Source organism: Janthinobacterium sp. TND4EL3 (assembly GCF_900156175.1).
Lineage (GTDB): Bacteria > Pseudomonadota > Gammaproteobacteria > Burkholderiales > Burkholderiaceae_D > Janthinobacterium.
On the sequence record NZ_FTMV01000021.1, the window covers coordinates 18,009 to 36,943 of the forward strand.

Below are 18,935 nucleotides of genomic sequence, written 5' to 3' on the forward strand. Positions count from 1 at the left end.
TGCACTCCATTTTGGCCATCATGACGCAACTTTCGCTCACTCCTCCCGCCGTCCTCGACGCCTTCGACCTGGCCATCCTCGATATCTTGCAGCGCGATAACACGACCTCGCAGCGCGAAATCGCCCAGGCCGTGCATTTGTCGGCGCCGGCCGTGCAGCGGCGCATCCGCCGCCTGCGCGAGAGCGGCGTCATCCGCAGCGAGGTGGCCGTGCTTGACGCGAGCCGCCTGGGCCGTCCCTTGACCCTGACGGTGGAAGTGCATCTGCACGACGAGCACCCGCTGCGCACGGCCGGCATGCGCGCGCGCATCATGGCCGAGCCTGCCATCCAGCAATGCTATGGGATTACCGGCGAGGCCGATTATTTGCTGGTCATCACGGCCAGCAGCATGGCCGAGTACGAAGCGCTGACGGAGCGCCTGTTTGGCGGCGACGACAATATCCGGCGCTACCGCACGTCCGTGGCATTGACCTGCCTCAAGATGGGCTTGCACGTGCCGCTGGGCTAGAGCGATGAGACCCTCCGACAGCATGCCAACCTCCGTGACGGCGGCCATGCCCGCCAGCCTGCGCGCCGCCGTGGCCGGCTATCGATGGGCGCGCGACAGCATCGGCGCGTCGGATGCCGCCGTCTACCGCCTGCAGGGCAGGAACGGTGCGCCGGACCTGTACCTGAAGCACGGCAGGGGGCCTGCCGCCGCCGACCTTGCCGATGAAGCGGCGCGCCTGCGCTGGCTGGCGCCCCAGCTGCCCGTGCCGGCGGTGGTCCAGTTCGCCCGCGTGGCCGCGCCGGACCAGGCATGGCTGCTGATGGCGGCGCTGCAGGGCAAGACGGCGTCCGCGTTGCTGGACGCGAATCCCGCGCTTGGCCCCGCCGTGGCCCACGGGCTGGCGACCTTCCTGCGCCGCCTGCATGCGCTGCCGGTGGCCGCCTGTCCGTTCGACGCCGGCCCTGCCGTGCGGCTGGCCCAGGCGCGCCGGCGCATTGATGCGGGCCTCGTTGACGCCGACGATTTCGATGCCGAGCGGCAAGGCTGGACGGCGCAGCAGGTGTGGGCGGCGCTGCAGGATTGCCAGCCGCTCACGCCCGACCTCGTCGTCACGCATGGCGACTTCTCGCTGGAAAATATCCTGATGCAGGACGGCGCCGTCGTCGGCTGCCTCGACGCGGGCCGGGCCGGTATTGCCGACCGCTACCAGGACCTGGCCATCGTCTGGCGTGCTCTCGGTGAGTTGGACGCCGCGCTACCGCAAAGGTTTGCTGAGCAATATGGGCTCCTTGATATCGATCAAGGCAAGCTGCAATGGCATTTGCTGCTCGACGAGCTGTTTTGAGCGCCGCCGGCCGTCACGGCTCTTCGCGCTCCGCATCGCGTTCGCGGCAGCTCAAGGATGCGTAATGGCCCTTGGGCAGCCTATTCTTGATGGCAACATCTTTCAGTGCATGGCCGATATCGACGGGGTCGTTCAAGGTGCAGCGCTGGGCGCGGGCGAACGCCTGCAGATTCTGCGTGCTGCCCTGCACCCTGACCGTGACGCCCGCGCCGGGGCTGACGCAGCAGCCTATGTATTGCGTGATGTATTCTTCCTCGATCAGCACCAGTGCATGCCCCATGAAGCTGGCCGGCTTCTTCAGCAGGTAGTAATCGGTGTAGTCGAAGCGCTGGTCGGGGCGCTTGCCGACGTAGCCTTCGCGCACGTAGGCGGCAATGGCCTTGCCCGAGGTGCCCACTCGCTGCGTCGTGCCCTTCTTCACGTGCAGCGCCTGGATCAGATCGCTTTCAAGCGCGGGATCGGCGGCGGCGTTGGCGCTGGCGCAGCTGGCGGCGAGCAGAAGGGCGCCGAGCAGTCGGCGGTGGCGGCATGCAGACATGGACGTGATTGCTTGCATATATTTCAGGTAAAGGGGAGAAGAGGCGCAGTGTAGCCCACGCCAGCCATGGCGGGTGGCACAAGTGCGCGGCACAAATGCGTGGCACAATGCGTGATCCGCACGCCCCGTGCCATTGACCCCAGGACTATCATGACCCGCGCCATCCTTGACGAAGCCCAGATCCATCCCGCCGCCCGGCCCTTGATCGGCAGCAAGCATACGGACATCGTGCGCGAGGTGCAGGCCGCCATCGCCGCGCACCAGGTCGTCGTCGTTGGCATGGCGCTCAATCCGTTTCCGCGCAAGGCGCGCAAGATCCTCGACGTGCTGGGTACGCCTTATCAGTACCTGCAATACGGCAGCTATCTGAACCAGTGGCACCGGCGCAATGCCCTGAAAATGTGGACGGGCTGGCCCACGTTTCCCATGATTTTCGTCAATGGCGTGCTCATCGGTGGCGCCAGCGAGCTGCAAAAACTCGTGGAAAATGGCGAGTTCAGTGCCATGCTGGCGAAGAAGGTGCGCCAGTTCTGACCTGTTCCTTACTCGCCCGGCCGCCACGGTGACTTGCGCGTGCGCAAGGGGTCGAGCAAGCTGCGTAAATCGTTGTGGTCGAGCTCATACATCAGCGCGATTAAACTGCCCAGTTCGCCCAAGGGAAAGCCCTCGCGCGCGAACCAGCCCAGGTAGTGTCCCGGCAAGTCGGCCAGCAAGCGTCCCTGATATTTCCCGTATGGCATTTCGCGCGTGACCAGCAGCGCCAGTTTTTCTGAATTCATGGTGGTGACCCCGTGTTGATGCGGCCAGTGTAGCAGACCATTACATTGTTGATTCGAGCGCAATTATCTTCTGCCCGATCAGGTATTTTTCGGAATAAAGAAAACCCCGATACTGCATGCCAACCTCATTGATCGGAGTTTGCCATGCCCATAGCCTTGCTCGCGCTGACCCTCAGCGCATTTGCCATCGGAACCACCGAGTTTGTCATCGTGGGGCTGCTGCCCACCATCGCCGCCGACCTGGGCGTCAACCTGCCGTCGGCCGGCCTGCTCGTCAGCCTGTATGCGCTGGGCGTCGCCGTCGGCGCGCCTGTCCTGACTGCCCTGACGGGCAAGATGCCGCGCAAGAGCCTGCTGCTGTCGCTGATGGTCTTGTTCACCCTGGGCAATTTGCTCGCCTGGAAATCACCCGGCTATGCAACCCTCGTTGTCGCCCGCATCCTGACGGGGCTGGCGCATGGCGTGTTCTTCTCGATCGGCTCGACCATCGCCACGTCATTGGTGCCCAAGGACAAGGCGGCCAGCGCGATTGCCATCATGTTTACGGGCTTGACCGTCGCCCTGGTGACGGGCGTGCCGCTGGGCACCTTCATCGGCCAGCACTTTGGCTGGCGCGAAACCTTCCTCGCCGTCTCGGCGCTGGGCCTGGTGGCGTTCATCGGCAGCCTGCTGTACGTACCGTCGACCATCAAGCACGGCAAGCCCGCCTCGCTGCTGCAGCAGGTGCAGGTGCTGGGCCAGCCGCGGCTGCTGCTGGTGTACGCCATGACGGCCGTCGGCTATGGCGGCTCCTTCATCGCTTTTACTTATCTGGCACCGATTTTGCAGCAAGTGTCGGGTTTCAGCGCCGGCGCCGTGGGCGCGGTGATGCTCGTGTATGGCGTGTCCGTGGCCTTCGGCAATATCTGGGGCGGCAAGCTGGCCGACAAGAAGGGGCCAGTGCGCGCCCTGAAACTGATCTTCTTGCTGCTGGCGTTTGTTTTGCTGCTGCTGACCTTCACGGCGCCGCACCCGGTGCTCGTCGTCATCACCGTGCTGCTGTGGGGCGCCGTGGCCTTCGGTAATGTTGCTGGCTTGCAAGTGTATGTCGTGCAGCAAGCGGAGCACTTCACGCCCCGCGCCGTGGACGTCGCTTCCGGCCTGAATATCGCCGCGTTCAATCTTGGCATCGCCGGCGGTGCCTGGGGCGGCGGCCTGATCGTGGAGCGGCTGGGCCTCGTGCACACGGGCTGGATCGGCGCGCTCGTCGTGCTGGGGGCGTTTGGCTTGACGGCCCTGAGCGGCCGGATGGACCGCTTGCATCCCATCGCCGTGCGCAGCGGCGGCGAAAAATCGATGCATGCGGTGGGGCATTAATCTACAGGCAAGTTGCTGGCATGGACGAGAGCAAGGTTTACAATGGCGCTTACCTTTCTCTCGCCCATACTCCCCATGTCCGATACCGCAATGTCACCGCTGCGCCTGCGCGCCGCCATCAATCCGAAACCGCTGGGCGTCGCCCTGTTGCTCATCGTGCTGGGCGCCTGGTATCTGGCGCAGAGCGTCGGCATCAAGCAGGCCGCGCTGTACGTGGTGGGCGCCTTGCTCGGCATCACCCTGTATCACGCGGCCTTCGGCTTTACATCGGCCTGGCGCGTCTTCATCGCCGATGGCCGTGGCGACGGCTTGCGCGCGCAAATGCTGATGCTGGCCGTGGGCGTGGCGCTGTTTTTCCCGGCATTGTCGGCCGGTACCCTGTTCGGCACGCCCGTCGCTGGCCTGGTGTCTCCCGCCGGCACTTCCGTCATCTTCGGCGCCTTCATCTTCGGCATCGGCATGCAGCTGGGCGGCGGCTGCGCCTCCGGCACGCTGTACACGGTGGGCGGGGGCAGCACGCGCATGCTTATCACCCTGGCCGCCTTCATCGTCGGCTCCGTGATCGGCACGGCGCATATGCCGTTCTGGACGGCATTGCCCCAATTGAAACCCATTTCCCTCGTCACAAGCCTGGGCCTGGCGCCCGCGCTGGCGCTGAACTGGCTTGTCTTCGCGCTGATCGCCGGCATCACGGTGCTGGTGGAAAAGCGCCGCCATGGCAAGCTCGTCGCCACGCCCCTGCGCCCGTCGCAGGCGTCGCCCTGGCTGCACGGCCCGTGGCCGCTGGTGGCGGGCGCCGTCGCGCTCGTCGTGCTCAATTTCATCACCCTGGCGCTGTCGGGCAAGCCGTGGGGCGTGACGTCCGCGTTCGCCCTGTGGGGCGCCAAGGCCGCGTCCGCGGTCGGCATCGACACGGCCAGCTGGGCTTACTGGTCGACCAAGGCCAACGCGGCCGCGCTGGCCGCGCCTTTGACGCAGGACAAGACTTCCGTGATGGATATCGGCATCGTGCTGGGCGCCATGCTGGCGGCGGCCCTGGCAGGCCGCTACGCGCCCGTGTGGCGGATCCCGCGCCGCTCGGTCATCGCCGCCGTCGTCGGCGGCTTGCTGCTCGGCTACGGCGCGCGCCTGGCCTACGGCTGCAACATCGGCGCCTATTTCAGCGGTATCATCTCGGGCAGTTTGCACGGCTGGCTGTGGCTGGTCTGCGCTTTCCTGGGCAACGTCATCGGCACGCGCTTGCGTCCGTGGTTCGGCCTGGAAGTGGAAAAAGTCAAACCGACTGGCTGCTGAGGCCGGCGTCAACAGGGGCTTTGCTGTATATTTCTGCCCCTGTTCACCTTGCCGCCAGCGTATCGCCCATGTCCCCAGTCACCCTGTTTGCCGTCGTCCTCGCGTATTTTTTGATCCTGCTGGGCGTGGCATGGCGCACCTCGCGCCATGCGACCAATGACAGTTTTTTCATCGGCAACAAGGACAGCAACTGGATGCTGGTGGCCTTCGGCATGGTCGGGACGACCTTGACGGGCGTGACCTTCATCAGCGTGCCGGGCGCCGTGGGCAGCAACGGTTTCGGCTACATCCAGCTGATGCTCGGCTATGTGCTCGGCTACCTGGCCATCACGTTCATCTTGCTGCCGCTGTACTACCGGCTGCAGCTCACTTCCATTTACCGCTACCTGGAACTGCGCCTGGGCCGCCGCTCCTACCAGAGCGGGGCGGCGTTTTTCATCGTCTCGCGCCTGCTGGGCGCCACGGCGCGGCTGTATCTGGTGGTCAATATCCTGCAAGCCACCATCCTCGACAGCCTGGGCGTGCCGTTCTGGCTGACGTCGTGCGTCGTGCTGCTGCTGATCCTGCTCTACACCTATGAAGGCGGCGTGAAGACCATCGTCTGGACCGATACCCTGCAAACGGCGTGCATGCTGGCCGGCCTCGTCATCTGCAGCGTGTTCTTGCTGCGCGCGATGGACCTGTCCGTGATCGACAGCCTGGAGCGCATGCGCGCGCAAGGCCTCACGCGCATCTTCACCGTCGACCCGGACAGCCCCGCCTACGTGTGGAAGCATGTTCTTGCCGGCATGTTCATCACGATCGCCATGACGGGCATGGACCAGGAAATGATGCAAAAGAACATTTCCGTGCGGACCTTGCGCGACTCGCAAAAGAACATGCTGAGCCTGACCGTGGTGCTGACGGGCGTGCTGCTGCTGTTCCTGTTCCTGGGCGGCCTGCTGCACCTGTACGCGCCGCTGGCCGGCGTGACGGCGACTGGGGATAAACTGTTCCCCGCCGTCGTGCTGGGGCACTTTCCTGCCGTGGTGCAGCTGATCTTTTTCATCGCCCTCGTTTCCGCCCTGTTTCCCAGCGTGGACGGGGCATTGACGGCGCTCACGTCCACCTTCTGCATCGACATCCTGGGCCTGCAGCGGCGCGCGGATCTGAGCGCGGCGGCGCAGATGCGCTGGCGCCGCCGTGTCCACCTGGGCTTTTCCGCACTGTTCCTGATCTTGATCATGGTCTTCAAATGGCTTGACGACCCCAGCATGATAGGCGTGATCCTGAAGCTGGCCAGCTATACCTATGGCCCGCTGCTGGGCCTGTTTGCCTTCGGTCTGCTGAGCCGGCGGGACGTGCGCGACCGCTGGGTGCCGCTGGTGGCCGTGGCGGGGCCGCTGCTGTGCGCGCTGGTCGAGCAGGAGCAGGCGCGGCTGTTCGAACACTACCGCATCGGCCTGGAATTGCTGATCCTGAATGGCGCCCTCGTGCTGGCCGGGCTGTTCCTTATTTCCACGCCGCCACGGCAGGGCGGCACGGGCGCGGCACAGTTGTCAAAATAAGACGATTCGCACCGTTTTCAGTTATATTGGTTTCCTTTAGGTATATAACCTCACGGAGCATTCATGTCACTCAACCCGTTCCCGCCGCTGCGCCGCGGTTTTGGCGTCTTCTGGCGCACGCTGGACGCCACGCGCCGCGCCGTCTTCAATCTGCTTTTCCTGCTGATCGTCATCGCCATCCTGATCGCCATCTTCGGCGGCGGCGTCAAGCCCCTGCAGGAAAAGACCACGCTGGTGCTGAACCTGCAAGGCCCGCTGGTCGAGGAAACGCCGGGCGGCGTGCGCGAAGCGGTGCTGGCCAATGTCAGCGGCGAAACCAAGAAAAGCGTGCAGCTGCGCGACGTGCTGGCGGTGCTCGACACGGCCTCCAAGGACAAGAACATCGGCTCCATGGTCATCATGCTCGATGAATTGCAGGGCGGCGGCCTGGCCTCGCTGCGCGAAGTGGCGGCCGGCGTCGAGCGCTTCCGCGCCACGGGCAAGAAGGTGACGGCCTGGGGTTCCAGCTACAACCAGCGCCAGTACCTGGTGGCGGCCAAGGCCGACGAGGTCTTCCTGCACCCGATGGGCGGCGTCATGCTCGAAGGCTTCGGCCGCTACCGCAACTACTACCGCGATGCGCTCGACAAGGTGGGCGTGACGGTCAACCTGCTGAAAGTGGGCACCTTCAAGAGCGCGGCCGAGCCTTTCATCGCCAACGGCCCGTCCGAGGCGGCGGCCGAGGCGGACCGCTTCCTGAACAGCGGCCTGTGGGCCACCTACACGGGCGACGTGGAAAAGGCGCGCAAGCTGCCGGCCGGCGCCATCATGCAAACGATAGACAACCTTCCCGCGCTGATGACGGCTGCCGGCGGCGACATTGCCAAGCTGTCGCTCAATGGAAAACTGGTCGACGGCCTGAAGACGCGCGATGAGCTGCGCCAGTTCATGATGGCGCGCGGCGCGAAGAACATGGAAGGGACGAACTTCCGCCAGGTCAGCTACACCGATTACCTGGCCCGCCTGCGCCCCGTGCATATCGGCGACGCCGTCGGCGTGGTCATCGCCTCGGGCGAAATCAGCGACGGCATCGAGGCGCCGGGCGCCATCGGCGGCCTGTCCACCTCGCGCCTGATCCGCCAGGCGCGCGAAGACAGCTCGATCAAGGCCGTCGTGCTGCGCGTCGATTCTCCGGGCGGCAGCGCCTTCGGCTCGGAACTGATCCGCCGCGAACTGGAACTGACGCGCGCCGCAGGCAAGCCCGTGGTCGTCTCGATGGGCAACGTGGCCGCTTCGGGCGGCTACTGGATCAGCACTTCGTCCGATGAGGTGATCGCCGACGCGGCCACCATCACCGGCTCCATCGGCGTGTTCGCGCTGCTGCCGACGGCCGACAAGGTGGTGGAAAAGCTGGGCATCCACACGGCCGGTTCGCCCACCACCTGGCTGGCCGATGCGGGCAACCCGCTGCGCCCGCTCGATCCCCGCTTCGCGCAAGTGATCCAGGGCTCGATCAACCACGTGTATGGCGACTTCATCGGCCTGGCGGCCAAGGCGCGCAAGACGACGCCGGAAAAGATCGACGCCGTGGCGCAGGGCCGCGTCTGGACGGGCTTGCAGGCCAAGGAGCGCAACCTGGTCGACCGCATCGGCAGCTATGGCGACGCGCTGGCCTCGGCCGCCAGGCGCGCCAAGCTGGGCGCCGACTTCCGCGTGACCTACCTGGAGCAGGAAACGTCGAACGTGGACCGTTTGCTGGGCATGTTCGGCTCGAAGGCCATGGCCTCGCTGGGTCTGGGCAAGCACGTGAAGCTGGGCCTGGCCACGACCGGCTTGCCGGCCGATGCGGCGCTGGGCATGGCGCAGGACTTGAGCTGGCTGTCGGGCATCACGCGCGAACACAAGCCGTTCATGGCACTCACGCACTGCCTGTGCGAAGTGCCTCTGGGCGGCAAGTAACACCCGCATCAACAGCATACGCAAGCCGGCTTCGCCCGGCTTGTTTCATATCAGGAGCAAGGCATGGCAAGCGACATCAGCGCACCCACGGGTATCACCATCCGCCCCTGCGTCAAGGGCGATGAACAGGCGCTGGCGCTGGTGGGACAGGCTACTTTCCTGGAAGCCTTCGCCGGCATCCTCGACGGCGCCGATATCCTCGCCCATTGCCAGCGCCAGCACGACGCGCAGCTGTACCGCGACTGGCTGGCGCTGCCGGCCATGCGCCTGTGGCTGGCCGAAGCCACGCCGGGCGGCGCCCCCGTCGGCTATCTGGTGCTCGGCCCCGCCGGCCTGCCGGTGACCGAGCCGCGCCCGAATGATCTGGAAATCAAGCGCATCTACCTGCTGCACCGCTTCCAGGGCCTGCGCGTGGGCCAGCGCCTGATGCAGGCGGCGCTGAGCCAAGCGCGTGCCGGCGGGGCAGGGCGGGTGCTGCTGGGCGTATATGCGCAAAACCACGATGCGCTGGCCTTTTATGCGCGCTGCGGCTTTGCACAGGTGGGCCGGCGCACCTTCCGCGTGGGCCGCACCGACTACCAGGATGTGATTCTCGGCCTGGAGCTGGCGCCCGCGCTGTAATGGCGGGTATGGAAACACGGCCTCCCGCCGTCGGGTCAAGGGGGCTGGCGGGAGATTTGTAGCGAGTTTGTATCTGCTTGCGAGTCGCCCGCGCCACGCCGGCGCCGGGGCATACCGCCCCGCAAGCCTGATTTTTCCTTTCTCCGCCATGGTGCGCGGCATGCCTGCCGGCGCGCCCGGTCCGTCCATGCCTGCCTGGCTGTGTGTAATTGTTTCAAGTAGAAATGAAACAGATACATGACTATGCTAGAGTCGTTTCACGATGGGAACGATGTTTTTTCAGCTGATTTTCAGCTCTTGATTCCCCGTGATTTGCCAGATCAACCCCGAAAAACGGTCGTCCGGCCTGAGCGTGTTCCACCTCGGCCGGCGCCACAGACTCGCCGTGCCAGCGGCCACTACAAGGATAAGCGATGGATTCGCAGACAGCACCCCATACCCCGCGGCGCAGCCGCCGTTCGAAAATCGTCGGCACGGTCATCGCGCTGGCAGTGATGGCCGCGCTGGGCGGCGGCGCCTGGTATCTGACCCACTCCAGCGCCAGCGCGCAGGGCGGCGCGGGCGCAGGCGGTCCCGCCGGCCCTGGCGGGCCTGGCGGACGCCGCGGCCCGCCCTCGACCACCGTCGGCGTGGCCACGGCAGTGAAATCCGACCTGCCCGTGGTGCTCGACGCGCTGGGCACGGTAACGGCCGCATCGACCGTGACGGTGCGCCCGCAAGTATCGGGCATATTGAAAGAACTGAAATTCAAGGAAGGCGGCATGGTCAAGGCGGGCCAGGTGGTGGCGCAGATCGACCCGGCCCAGTTCGAAATGGCGCTGATGCAGGCCACGGGCCAGCGCCAGCGCGACGAGGCGCAGCTGGAAAACGCGCGGCTGACCCTGAAGCGCTATCAAACCCTGCTGGGCCAGGATTCCATCGCGCGCCAGGACGTCGACACGCAGGCCGCCTTGGTGAAGCAGCTGGAAGGCACGGTGATGACGGACCGCGCGGCCGAAGGCACGGCGCGCCTGAACCTGGGCTACACCAGGGTGGTGTCGCCCATCAGCGGCCGCGCGGGCCTGAAAGTGGTCGATATCGGCAACCTGGTCAGCACCAGCGACACGGGCGGCGTGGTGGTGGTGACGCAGCTGTCGCCCATCGACGTGGAGTTTGCCGTGCCGCAGGATAAGGTGCAGACCGTCCAGGAGCGCCTCGCTTCCGGCACGCCCCTGGCCGCGCTGGCGCTGGACCGCACGCGCACGCATACCCTGGACAAGGGCAGCCTGACGGCGCTGGACAACCAGGTCGACGTGCAGACGGGGACCGTGCGCGCCAAGGCCCGCTACACGAACGACAAGATGGCGCTGTTCCCCAGCCAGTTCGTCAACGTGCGCCTGGAACTGGGCAATATCACGGGCGCCGTGCTCGTGCCCGTGACGGCCTTGCGCCACAGCAATAACGGCGACTTCGTCTATGTGCTCAAGGCGGACAAGACCGTCACCGTGCGCATGGTCACGCGGGGACAGGCCACCACGGACATGGTGGAAATCCGCGCCGGCCTGGAAGCGGGCGAGCAGGTCATCACGGAAGGCGCCGACCGCCTGAAGGAGGGCGCGAAAGTCATGCTGGCCGGTGACAAGCCGGCTGGCGCGCGCGGTGCCGGCGCTGCCGGGGCGAACGGCGAACGCCGCCACCGCCGCCAGCAGGCGGACGGCAGTGGCGGCGCGCCCGGCGCATCGGCTTCCACGCCAGCCAGTGCGCCGGCGGCCGCTCCGGCGAAGGGCGCAGCGCAATGAGTCCATCGACGCCGTTCATCCAGCGCCCCGTCGCCACGGCGCTGCTGATGCTGGCCATCGTGCTGGCGGGGCTGGTCGGCTTCAAGTTCCTGCCGCTGGCCGCCTTGCCGCAGGTGGATTTCCCCACCATCCAGGTGCAGACCCTGTACCCGGGCGCCAGTCCGGAAGTGATGGGGCAGACCGTGACGGCGCCGCTGGAGCGCCAGTTCGGGCAGATGTCGGGCTTGCAGCGCATGAGTTCCACCAGCGCGGCCGGCGTCTCCCTCATCACCCTCCAGTTCACGCTGGGGCAGACGCTGGACGTGGCCGAGCAGGAAGTGCAGGCGGCCATCAACGCGGGCGGTTCCTTGCTGCCCACGGACTTGCCGGCGCCGCCCGTGTACGCGAAGATCAACCCGGCCGACGCGCCCGTGCTGACCCTGGCGATTACCTCGGACACGATGCCGCTCACGCAGGTGCAGAACATCGTCAACACGCGCCTGGCGCTGAAGATCAGCCAGGTCAACGGCGTGGGCCTGGTCTCTCTGTCGGGCGGCCAGCGGCCTGCCGTGCGCATCCAGGGCGACACCAAATTGCTGGCGTCCTACGGCCTGGGCCTCGACAGCCTGCGCACGGCCATTGCGGCGGCCAACGTCAACAGCGCCAAGGGCAGTTTCGACGGCCCCACGCGTTCGTTCACGATCAACGCCAACGACCAGCTGGTGACGGCGGAAGACTACAAGCGCCTGATCATCACGTATAAAAACGGCGCGCCCGTGCGCCTGGCTGACGTGGCCAGGGTCGTCGACAGCGCGGAAAATACGCGCCTGGGCGCCTGGTCGGGCAAGCAGCCGGCCATTATTTTGAACGTGCAGCGCCAGCCCGGCGCCAACGTCATCAAGACGGTGGACGCCATCAAGGCCCTGCTGCCCGACCTGCAGGCCAGCCTGCCGGCGGCCATGAAGCTCGACGTGCTGAGCGACCGCACGACGGGCATCCGCGCCTCCGTCGAGCACGTGGAAATGGAACTGCTGCTGTCGGTGCTGCTGGTGGTGCTGGTGATCTTCGCCTTCCTGCACAGCCTGCGCGCCACCGTGATCGCCAGCCTGTCCGTGCCGATTTCGCTGATCGGCGCCTGCGGCGTCATGTACTTGCTTGGCTACAGCCTGAACAACCTGTCGCTGATGGCCTTGACGATTGCCACGGGCTTCGTCGTCGATGACGCCATCGTCATGATCGAAAACATCGCCCGCTACATCGAGGAGGGTGAAACGCCGATGGCCGCCGCCCTGAAGGGCGCCTCGCAGATCGGCTTTACCATCATCTCGCTGACGGTGTCTCTGATCGCCGTGCTCATCCCCCTGCTGTTCATGGGCGACGTGGTGGGCCGATTGTTCCGCGAGTTTGCCATGACCCTGGCCATCACCATCCTCATTTCCGCCGTCGTGTCGCTGACCCTGGTGCCGATGATGTCGGCGCGCTGGCTGAAAAGCCACGCCGATGAAAAAATCAGCGCCACGGGCCAGCGCATCCAGGCTTTCCTCGACAAGGTCATCCATCAGTACGACCTTGCGCTCGTGTGGGTCCTGAAACGCCAGGGACTGACCCTGCTCGTCGCCCTGGCCACCTTGCTGCTGACCGTGATTTTGTACATCACGATTCCGAAAGGCCTGTTCCCCACGCAGGACACGGGCCAGCTGCAGGCGCGCATCGAAACCTCGCAAGCCGTCTCGTACGAACGCATGGCCACCCTGCAGCAGGCCGCCGCCAGCGCGCTGCTGGAAGACCCCGCCGTCGATACCCTCAGTTCCCTCGTGGGCGTCGATGCAGCCAACAATACCATGCTGCACACGGGTAGCATGCTGATCAATCTCAAGCGTCCGCGCAGCGGCAGCCAGGACGAGATCATGGAGCGCCTGCGCAGCCGCGTGGCCCAGGTGGCCGGCGTGACCCTGTACCTGCAGCCGACGCAGGATCTGACCATCGACGCGGAATCGGGGCCGACGCAGTACCGCGTCTCGCTCGAAGGGGCGGACACGGCCACCGTCACCGAGTGGGCCGGCAAGCTGGCGGCCCGCATGCGCGAAAAATCGCAGTTGCGCAACGTCGTCACGGACGCGGGCGCCACGGGCGCCGCCGTCGTGGTGGCCATCGACCGCGACAGCGCCGCGCGCATGTCGGTCACCACGGCCACGGTCGACGACGCGCTGTACAACGCTTTCGGCCAGCGCATCATTTCGACGATTTTCACGGAAACCAACCAGTACCGCGTGATCCTCGAAGCGCAGCCGGGCATCGTCACCACGCCGTCCGACCTGTCGGACCTGCAGGTGCGCACGGGTTCCGGCAAGTCGACGCCGCTGTCCGCCTTTGCCAGCGTCAGCGAGAAGCAGGCGCCGCTGCAGATCACGCACGTGGCGCAGTACCCGGCCACGACGCTCGGCTTTGATACGACGCAAGGCGTGGCCCTGGGCAGCGCCGTCGACGCCATCCGCCAGGCGGCGAAGGACATCGCCTTGCCGCCGTCGGTCACCCTGACGTTCCTGGGCGCGGCCGGCGCGTATGAAAATTCGCTGTCGAACCAGCTGTGGCTGATCCTGGCCGCAGTCGTCTGCGTCTACATCGTGCTCGGCGTGCTGTACGAAAGCTATATCCACCCGCTGACGATCCTGTCGACCCTGCCGTCGGCCGGCGTGGGCGCCCTGCTGGCGCTGATGATGTCCGGGCAGGACCTGGGCGTGATCGGCATCATCGGCATCATCCTGCTGATCGGCATCGTGAAAAAGAACGCCATCATGATGATCGACTTTGCCATCGAGGCCGAGCGCGATGAAGGGAAAAGCCCGCAGGAAGCCATCCACCAGGCGGCGCTGCTGCGTTTCCGCCCGATCCTGATGACGACCCTGGCGGCCCTGTTCGCGGCCGTGCCGCTGATGCTGGGCTGGGGCGAGGGCGCCGAGCTGCGCCGTCCTCTGGGCCTGGCCATCTTCGGCGGCCTGATTGTCAGCCAGGTGCTGACCCTGTTTACCACGCCCGTCATTTACCTGGGCTTCGACCGCCTGGGCCAGCGCTTCGCGCGCAAGACGCCGGGCGTGAGCCTGGACAAGCCGGCCGATAACGCGGGGAGCGCCGCGTGAACCTGTCCGAACCGTTCGTCAAGCGTCCCATCGCCACCGTGCTGCTGACCATCGGCATCGCGCTGGCGGGCATAGGCGCCTTCTTCGTGCTGCCCGTCTCGCCGCTGCCGCAGGTCGATTATCCGACCATCTCCGTCAGCGCCAGCCTGCCCGGCGCCAGCCCGGAAACGATGGCCACCTCGGTGGCCACGCCGCTGGAGCGGCGCCTGGGCGTCATCTCGGGCGTGAACGAGATGACGTCGTCGTCGGGCACGGGCTCGGCGCGCATCAATTTGCAGTTCGACCTGAACCGCAAGATCGATTCGGCCGCGCGCGAAGTGCAGGCCGCCATTGCCGCTGCGCGCGTGGACTTGCCGGCCACTCTGCGCAGCAACCCGACCTACCGCAAGGCCAATCCGTCCGACGCGCCCGTCATCATCCTGGCGCTGACGTCGAAGACGCGCTCGCCGGGCCAGATCTACGACGCCGTGTCGAACCTGGTGCAGCAGAAGGTGGCGCAAGTGAAGGGCGTGGGCGACGTGGAACTGGGCGGCGGCTCGCTGCCGGCCGTGCGCGTGGAACTGCTGCCCTACCAGCTCAATCACTATGCCGTCTCGATGGACGACGTGCGCGCGGCCATCCAGGCGACCAACGCCAACCGGCCCAAGGGGGCGATTTCCGGCGATGCGCGCAGCCTGCAGATCTATTCGGGCGCCAGCACGGCGTCGGGCGGGCGCAGCGCGGCCGACTACCGCAGCCTGGTGGTGGCCTGGCGCGACGGCGCCGCCATCCGCCTCGACGACGTGGCCGAAGTGGTCGACGGCGTGGAAAACAACAATACCCTGGGCCTGTTCAATGGCGACCCGGCCGTCATCGTGCTGATCACGCGCCAGCCCGGCGCCAACGTCATCGCCACGGTGGACGGGGTGCGCGCGCTGCTGCCGGAACTGCAGGCGCAGCTGCCGGGCGACATCAAGCTGCAGGTGGCGTCCGACAGCACCAATTCCATCCGCTCCTCGCTGCACGAGATCGAATTCACCCTGATCCTGTCCATCGTGCTCGTCGTGCTGGTGGTCAGCGCCTTCCTGCGCAGCGTGCGCGCCACCATCATCCCGGCCGTGGCCACCATCGTCTCGCTGCTGGGCACCTTCGGCGTGATGTACATGCTGGGCTTTTCCCTGAATAACCTTTCCTTGATGGCGCTCACGGTGGCCACGGGTTTTGTCGTCGATGATGCCATCGTGGTGCTGGAAAACACGCAGCGCCACATCGAGGCCGGCATGGACCGCTTCAAGGCGGCCCTGCTGGGCGCGCGCGAGGTGGGTTTTACGGTGCTGTCGATCAGCCTGTCGCTGGTGGCCGTCTTCATCCCGCTGCTGTTCATGGGCGGGCAGGTGGGGCGATTGTTCCGCGAATTTGCCGTGACCCTGTCGGCCGCCGTGCTCATTTCGCTCGTCATTTCGCTCACCACCACGCCGATGATGTGCGCCTGGCTGCTGAAAAGCGGCGAGCAGCATAAAAAGCCGGGTGCGGTGGCGCGCTGGTTCGAACGCGGATTCGAGCGCATGCTCAAGGTCTACGAGCATTGCCTGGACTGGGCCCTGTCCAGCGCCGCTCTCGTGATGACCATCCTCGTCTTCGTCGTCGGCCTGAACGTCTACCTGTTCGCCGCCGCGCCCAAGGGCTTCTTCCCGCAGCAGGACACGGGCCAGATCAACGGCGGCATGCGCGCCGACCAGAGCATCTCGTTCCAGGCCATGCAGGGCAAGCTGCGCCAGCTGGTCAACATCATCAAGGACGATCCGGCCGTCGCCACCGTCGTGGGGTTTACCGGCGGCGGCAGGGCAGGGGGCGGCTTCATGTTCATCGATTTGAAGCCCGCCTCGCAGCGCACCGACAAGGGCCAGGCCGTGATCGCCCGCCTGCGCCCGCAACTGGCCAAGGTGACGGGCATTTCGCTGTTCCTCAACCCCGTGCAGGATCTGCGCATGGGCGGGCGTTCCAGCAATTCCACCTACCAGTACACCCTGATCAGCGACAACCAGGCCGACCTGAAGAAGTGGGCGGCCAGGCTGGCCGAGCAGATGAAGGCGCAGCCGGCCCTGATCGACGTGGACACGGACCAGGCGGAAAACGGCGTGGAAACCTTTGTCTCCATCGACAAGGACCGTGCCACGCAGCTGGGCGTGCAGGTGCGCGACATCGACAATGCGCTGTACAACAGCTTCGGCCAGCGCCAGGTGGCGACCATCTACGATGAGCTGAACCAGTACCACGTGATCATGGAAGTGGCGCCCCGCTACGCGCAAAGCCCGGAAGCGCTGCGTTCCGTGTACGTGCCGGCCACGGCCGCCACGGCGTCGGCCACGGTGGCCAACATCACGGCGTCGCGCGACCCGTCCAGCGGCAATGCGCTGGCCACCACGCTGACGACGATGGTGCCGCTGTCCTCGTTCAGCAGCTTTGCCGAAAGCGCGACGGCCACGTCGATCAACCACCAGGGCGGCGAACTGGCGACGACCGTGTCGTTCAACCTGTCCGACGGCTACACCCTGGGCGACGGCCAGGCGGCCGTGGCCCAGGCGGAAGCGGAAATCGGCATGCCCGTCAACGTGCGCGGCAGTTTCCAGGGCACGGCGAAGAGCGCGCAGGACAGCAACAAGGAGCAGCCGCTCTTGATCCTGGCGGCCATCGTCGTGATCTACATCGTGCTGGGCATCCTGTACGAAAGCCTGGTCCATCCCGTCACCGTGCTGTCGACCCTGCCCTCGGCCGGGGTGGGCGCCGTGCTGGCCCTGCTGATGTTCCGCATGGAGTTTTCCATCATCGCCCTGATCGGCGTGTTCCTGTTGATCGGTATCGTCAAGAAAAATGCTATATTGATCATCGACTTCGCGCTGGAGGCCGAGCGTTCGCGCGGCCTGACAGCGGTGGAAGCGGTGCGCGAGGCTTGTCTGCTGCGTTTCCGCCCCATCCTGATGACCACCCTGGCGGCGGCGCTTGGCGCCTTGCCGCTGGCGATCGGTTTCGGCGAGGGGTCAGAGCTACGCCAGCCCTTGGGGGTCGCCATCATCGGCGGCCTGATTGCCAGCCAGTTACTCACATTGCTGACCACCCCGGTGGTCTATATCCTGCTCGACAAGCTGCGCACGCGCAGCGCCGACGAGCAGCAATTGAGCCGCATTCCTGGGCCAGATAACCCGAGCACACAATCATGAAGCAAGTAAAACCTATTTCCTCCGCCGTCCCCGCACGCCGCCTGCTGGCCGTGGCTGCTGCCGTCCTGCTGGCCGGTTGCGCCGTCAGCCCCGCATATGAAGTACCGTCTGCCGCCGCGCCGCAAGCGTTCAAGGAGGCGGCCGGCTGGCAGCCGGCCGCACCGGCCGACACCCTCGAACGCGGCCCTTGGTGGACCCTGTTCGGCGACGCGCAGCTGAACCAGCTGGCCGAAGGCATCGACATCTCGAACCAGAACGTGGCCGCCGCCATCGCTTCCTACGAGCAGGCGCGCGCGCTGGTGCGCGAACAGCGCGCCTCGCTGTTCCCCACCGTGAACCTGACGGGCAGCGGCGCCCGCTCGGGCGGCGGGGGCGAGCAGCAGACGAACAACAATTTCAAGGCCGCCATCGGCGCCTCGTGGGAGCCGGACGTGTGGGGCAAGCTGCGCGCCGGCGTGACGGGTGCGGACGCCAGCGCAGCCGCCAGCGCGGCGGACCTGGCCGCCGCCCGCCTGTCGGCGCAGGGCGAGCTGGCCACCAATTACTTTTCGCTGCGCCAGAGCGATGCGCAGATCGCGCTGCTGAACGCCACCATAGCTGGCTACAAGCGCGTGCTCGACATCACCGGCAACCGCTTCAACTCCGGCATCGCCGCCAAGTCCGACCTGCTGCAGGCGCAGACGCAGCTGGCCAATGCGCAGATCGACCTGTCGAGCCAGGTGCGCGCGCGCGCCCAGCTCGAACACGCGATCGCGATTTTGCTGGGCAAGGCGCCGTCCGACTTCAGCCTGGCCGTGGCGCCGTGGACCCTGACCGTGCCCGAGGTGCCGCTGGGCGTGCCCTCGACGCTGCTGCAGCGCCGTCCCGACATCGCGGCCGCCGAGCGCAGGGTGGCCGTGGCCAACGAGCAGATCGGCATCGCCCGCTCCGCGTATTACCCGAGCCTGAACCTGACGGGCTCCTACGGTTCCGGCGCCAGCAGGGTGGGCGACCTGTTCAATGCCTCATCGAGCCTGTGGTCGCTGGGCGTATCGGCCGCGCAAACCCTGTTCAACGCGGGCGCCACCACGGCCAGCGTGGACGCGGCGAGAGCCGGGCATGAGGCGGCGGTGGCGCGCTACCGCCAGACGGTACTGAGTGCCTTCGGCGCCGTGGAAGACCAGCTGTCGGCCACGCGCGCGCTGGCCGAGCAGCTGGAGCTGCGCAAGCAGGCGTCGGCCGCCGCCGACCAGGTCGAGCAGCAGATGCTGAACCGCTACAACGCGGGCCAGGTCGGCTATACGGACGTGGTGACGGCGCAAGTGACGGCCCTGTCGGCGCGCCGCTCGCTGGTGCAGGCCCAGGCGGACCGCCAGACGACGGCCGTGGCGCTGATCCAGTCGCTGGGCGGCGGCTGGCATGCGCCGCAGGGGCAGTAGGGAACAGCTTCCCCCGCCA

14 protein-coding genes are annotated in these 18,935 nt (G+C 66.3%); 12 read left to right on the forward strand and 2 right to left on the reverse strand.

The features are described 5' to 3' along the window. Positions 1-20: 20 nt before the first annotated feature. Positions 21-509, forward strand: a complete 489-nt coding sequence (locus BXA07_RS25150; RefSeq protein ID WP_076572092.1) for an Lrp/AsnC family transcriptional regulator — start codon at positions 21-23, stop codon at positions 507-509. A 22-nt stretch (positions 510-531) separates the two neighbouring features. Further along, positions 532-1,335: an APH(3') family aminoglycoside O-phosphotransferase gene (locus tag BXA07_RS25155; protein ID WP_244556402.1), complete on the forward strand. Its 804-nt coding sequence runs from the start codon at positions 532-534 to the stop codon at positions 1,333-1,335. Between the two features lie 13 nt (positions 1,336-1,348). Here the strand turns inward: BXA07_RS25155 and BXA07_RS25160 are convergent, their stop codons facing one another. Continuing rightward, entirely contained in the window at positions 1,349-1,873 is a 525-nt protein-coding gene (locus BXA07_RS25160; protein WP_139335745.1) for a hypothetical protein, read from the reverse strand. Between the two features lie 150 nt (positions 1,874-2,023). Here BXA07_RS25160 and BXA07_RS25165 point away from each other — a divergent pair, with 150 nt between their 5' ends. Next, positions 2,024-2,407 (forward strand): glutaredoxin, encoded by a 384-nt coding sequence (locus BXA07_RS25165; protein ID WP_076571986.1) that lies wholly within the window; start codon positions 2,024-2,026, stop codon positions 2,405-2,407. 8 nt (positions 2,408-2,415) lie between these two features. Here the strand turns inward: BXA07_RS25165 and BXA07_RS25170 are convergent, their stop codons facing one another. Then, positions 2,416-2,652, reverse strand: a complete 237-nt coding sequence (locus BXA07_RS25170) for a DUF3820 family protein (protein WP_076571988.1) — start codon at positions 2,650-2,652, stop codon at positions 2,416-2,418. Positions 2,653-2,796: 144 nt separating this feature from the next. Here BXA07_RS25170 and BXA07_RS25175 point away from each other — a divergent pair, with 144 nt between their 5' ends. The 9 genes from BXA07_RS25175 to BXA07_RS25215 all read left to right on the forward strand — a co-directional run bounded on the left by BXA07_RS25175 (position 2,797) and on the right by BXA07_RS25215 (position 18,916). Beyond that, positions 2,797-4,008, forward strand: a complete 1,212-nt coding sequence (locus BXA07_RS25175; protein WP_076571990.1) for an MFS transporter — start codon at positions 2,797-2,799, stop codon at positions 4,006-4,008. A gap of 75 nt (positions 4,009-4,083) precedes the next feature. After that, on the forward strand, positions 4,084-5,301 hold the full coding sequence (locus BXA07_RS25180) for a YeeE/YedE family protein (protein ID WP_076571992.1): 1,218 nt from the start codon (positions 4,084-4,086) through the stop codon (positions 5,299-5,301). Between the two features lie 68 nt (positions 5,302-5,369). Continuing rightward, a complete protein-coding gene (locus tag BXA07_RS25185; protein WP_076571994.1) occupies positions 5,370-6,848 on the forward strand; it encodes a sodium:solute symporter in 1,479 nt (492 codons plus the stop codon). Between the two features lie 63 nt (positions 6,849-6,911). Next, positions 6,912-8,786: a signal peptide peptidase SppA gene (gene sppA, locus BXA07_RS25190; protein ID WP_076571995.1), complete on the forward strand. Its 1,875-nt coding sequence runs from the start codon at positions 6,912-6,914 to the stop codon at positions 8,784-8,786. A 63-nt stretch (positions 8,787-8,849) separates the two neighbouring features. After that, positions 8,850-9,407 carry a GNAT family N-acetyltransferase gene (locus BXA07_RS25195; RefSeq protein ID WP_076571997.1) on the forward strand — a complete coding sequence of 186 codons (558 nt, stop codon included), beginning with the start codon at positions 8,850-8,852 and terminating at the stop codon, positions 9,405-9,407. A gap of 413 nt (positions 9,408-9,820) precedes the next feature. Further along, complete coding sequence (locus BXA07_RS25200; RefSeq protein WP_076571998.1) at positions 9,821-11,185, forward strand: efflux RND transporter periplasmic adaptor subunit; 1,365 nt, start codon at positions 9,821-9,823, stop codon at positions 11,183-11,185. Continuing rightward, positions 11,182-14,301 (forward strand): efflux RND transporter permease subunit, encoded by a 3,120-nt coding sequence (locus tag BXA07_RS25205; RefSeq protein WP_076572000.1) that lies wholly within the window; start codon positions 11,182-11,184, stop codon positions 14,299-14,301. Before BXA07_RS25200 ends, BXA07_RS25205 begins: the two co-directional genes overlap by 4 nt. Then, on the forward strand, positions 14,298-17,498 hold the full coding sequence (locus BXA07_RS25210) for an efflux RND transporter permease subunit (RefSeq protein ID WP_076572002.1): 3,201 nt from the start codon (positions 14,298-14,300) through the stop codon (positions 17,496-17,498). The genes BXA07_RS25205 and BXA07_RS25210 overlap by 4 nt, the downstream gene beginning before the upstream one ends. Next, positions 17,495-18,916 (forward strand): efflux transporter outer membrane subunit, encoded by a 1,422-nt coding sequence (locus tag BXA07_RS25215; RefSeq protein ID WP_076572004.1) that lies wholly within the window; start codon positions 17,495-17,497, stop codon positions 18,914-18,916. The genes BXA07_RS25210 and BXA07_RS25215 overlap by 4 nt, the downstream gene beginning before the upstream one ends. The last annotated feature ends 19 nt before the right edge of the window (positions 18,917-18,935 follow it).

Excerpts from the sequence above, each read along its gene's own strand:
- BXA07_RS25150 (WP_076572092.1), top strand. The coding sequence starts at position 21 with ATGACGCAACTTTCGCTCACTCCTCCCGCCGTCCTCGACGCCTTCGAC.
- BXA07_RS25155 (WP_244556402.1), top strand. The coding sequence starts at position 532 with ATGCCAACCTCCGTGACGGCGGCCATGCCCGCCAGCCTGCGCGCCGCC.
- BXA07_RS25160 (WP_139335745.1), bottom strand. The coding sequence starts at position 1,873 with ATGTCTGCATGCCGCCACCGCCGACTGCTCGGCGCCCTTCTGCTCGCC.
- BXA07_RS25165 (WP_076571986.1), top strand. The coding sequence starts at position 2,024 with ATGACCCGCGCCATCCTTGACGAAGCCCAGATCCATCCCGCCGCCCGG.
- BXA07_RS25170 (WP_076571988.1), bottom strand. The coding sequence starts at position 2,652 with ATGAATTCAGAAAAACTGGCGCTGCTGGTCACGCGCGAAATGCCATAC.
- BXA07_RS25175 (WP_076571990.1), top strand. The coding sequence starts at position 2,797 with ATGCCCATAGCCTTGCTCGCGCTGACCCTCAGCGCATTTGCCATCGGA.
- BXA07_RS25180 (WP_076571992.1), top strand. The coding sequence starts at position 4,084 with ATGTCCGATACCGCAATGTCACCGCTGCGCCTGCGCGCCGCCATCAAT.
- BXA07_RS25185 (WP_076571994.1), top strand. The coding sequence starts at position 5,370 with ATGTCCCCAGTCACCCTGTTTGCCGTCGTCCTCGCGTATTTTTTGATC.
- sppA (WP_076571995.1), top strand. The coding sequence starts at position 6,912 with ATGTCACTCAACCCGTTCCCGCCGCTGCGCCGCGGTTTTGGCGTCTTC.
- BXA07_RS25195 (WP_076571997.1), top strand. The coding sequence starts at position 8,850 with ATGGCAAGCGACATCAGCGCACCCACGGGTATCACCATCCGCCCCTGC.
- BXA07_RS25200 (WP_076571998.1), top strand. The coding sequence starts at position 9,821 with ATGGATTCGCAGACAGCACCCCATACCCCGCGGCGCAGCCGCCGTTCG.
- BXA07_RS25205 (WP_076572000.1), top strand. The coding sequence starts at position 11,182 with ATGAGTCCATCGACGCCGTTCATCCAGCGCCCCGTCGCCACGGCGCTG.
- BXA07_RS25215 (WP_076572004.1), top strand. The coding sequence starts at position 17,495 with ATGAAGCAAGTAAAACCTATTTCCTCCGCCGTCCCCGCACGCCGCCTG.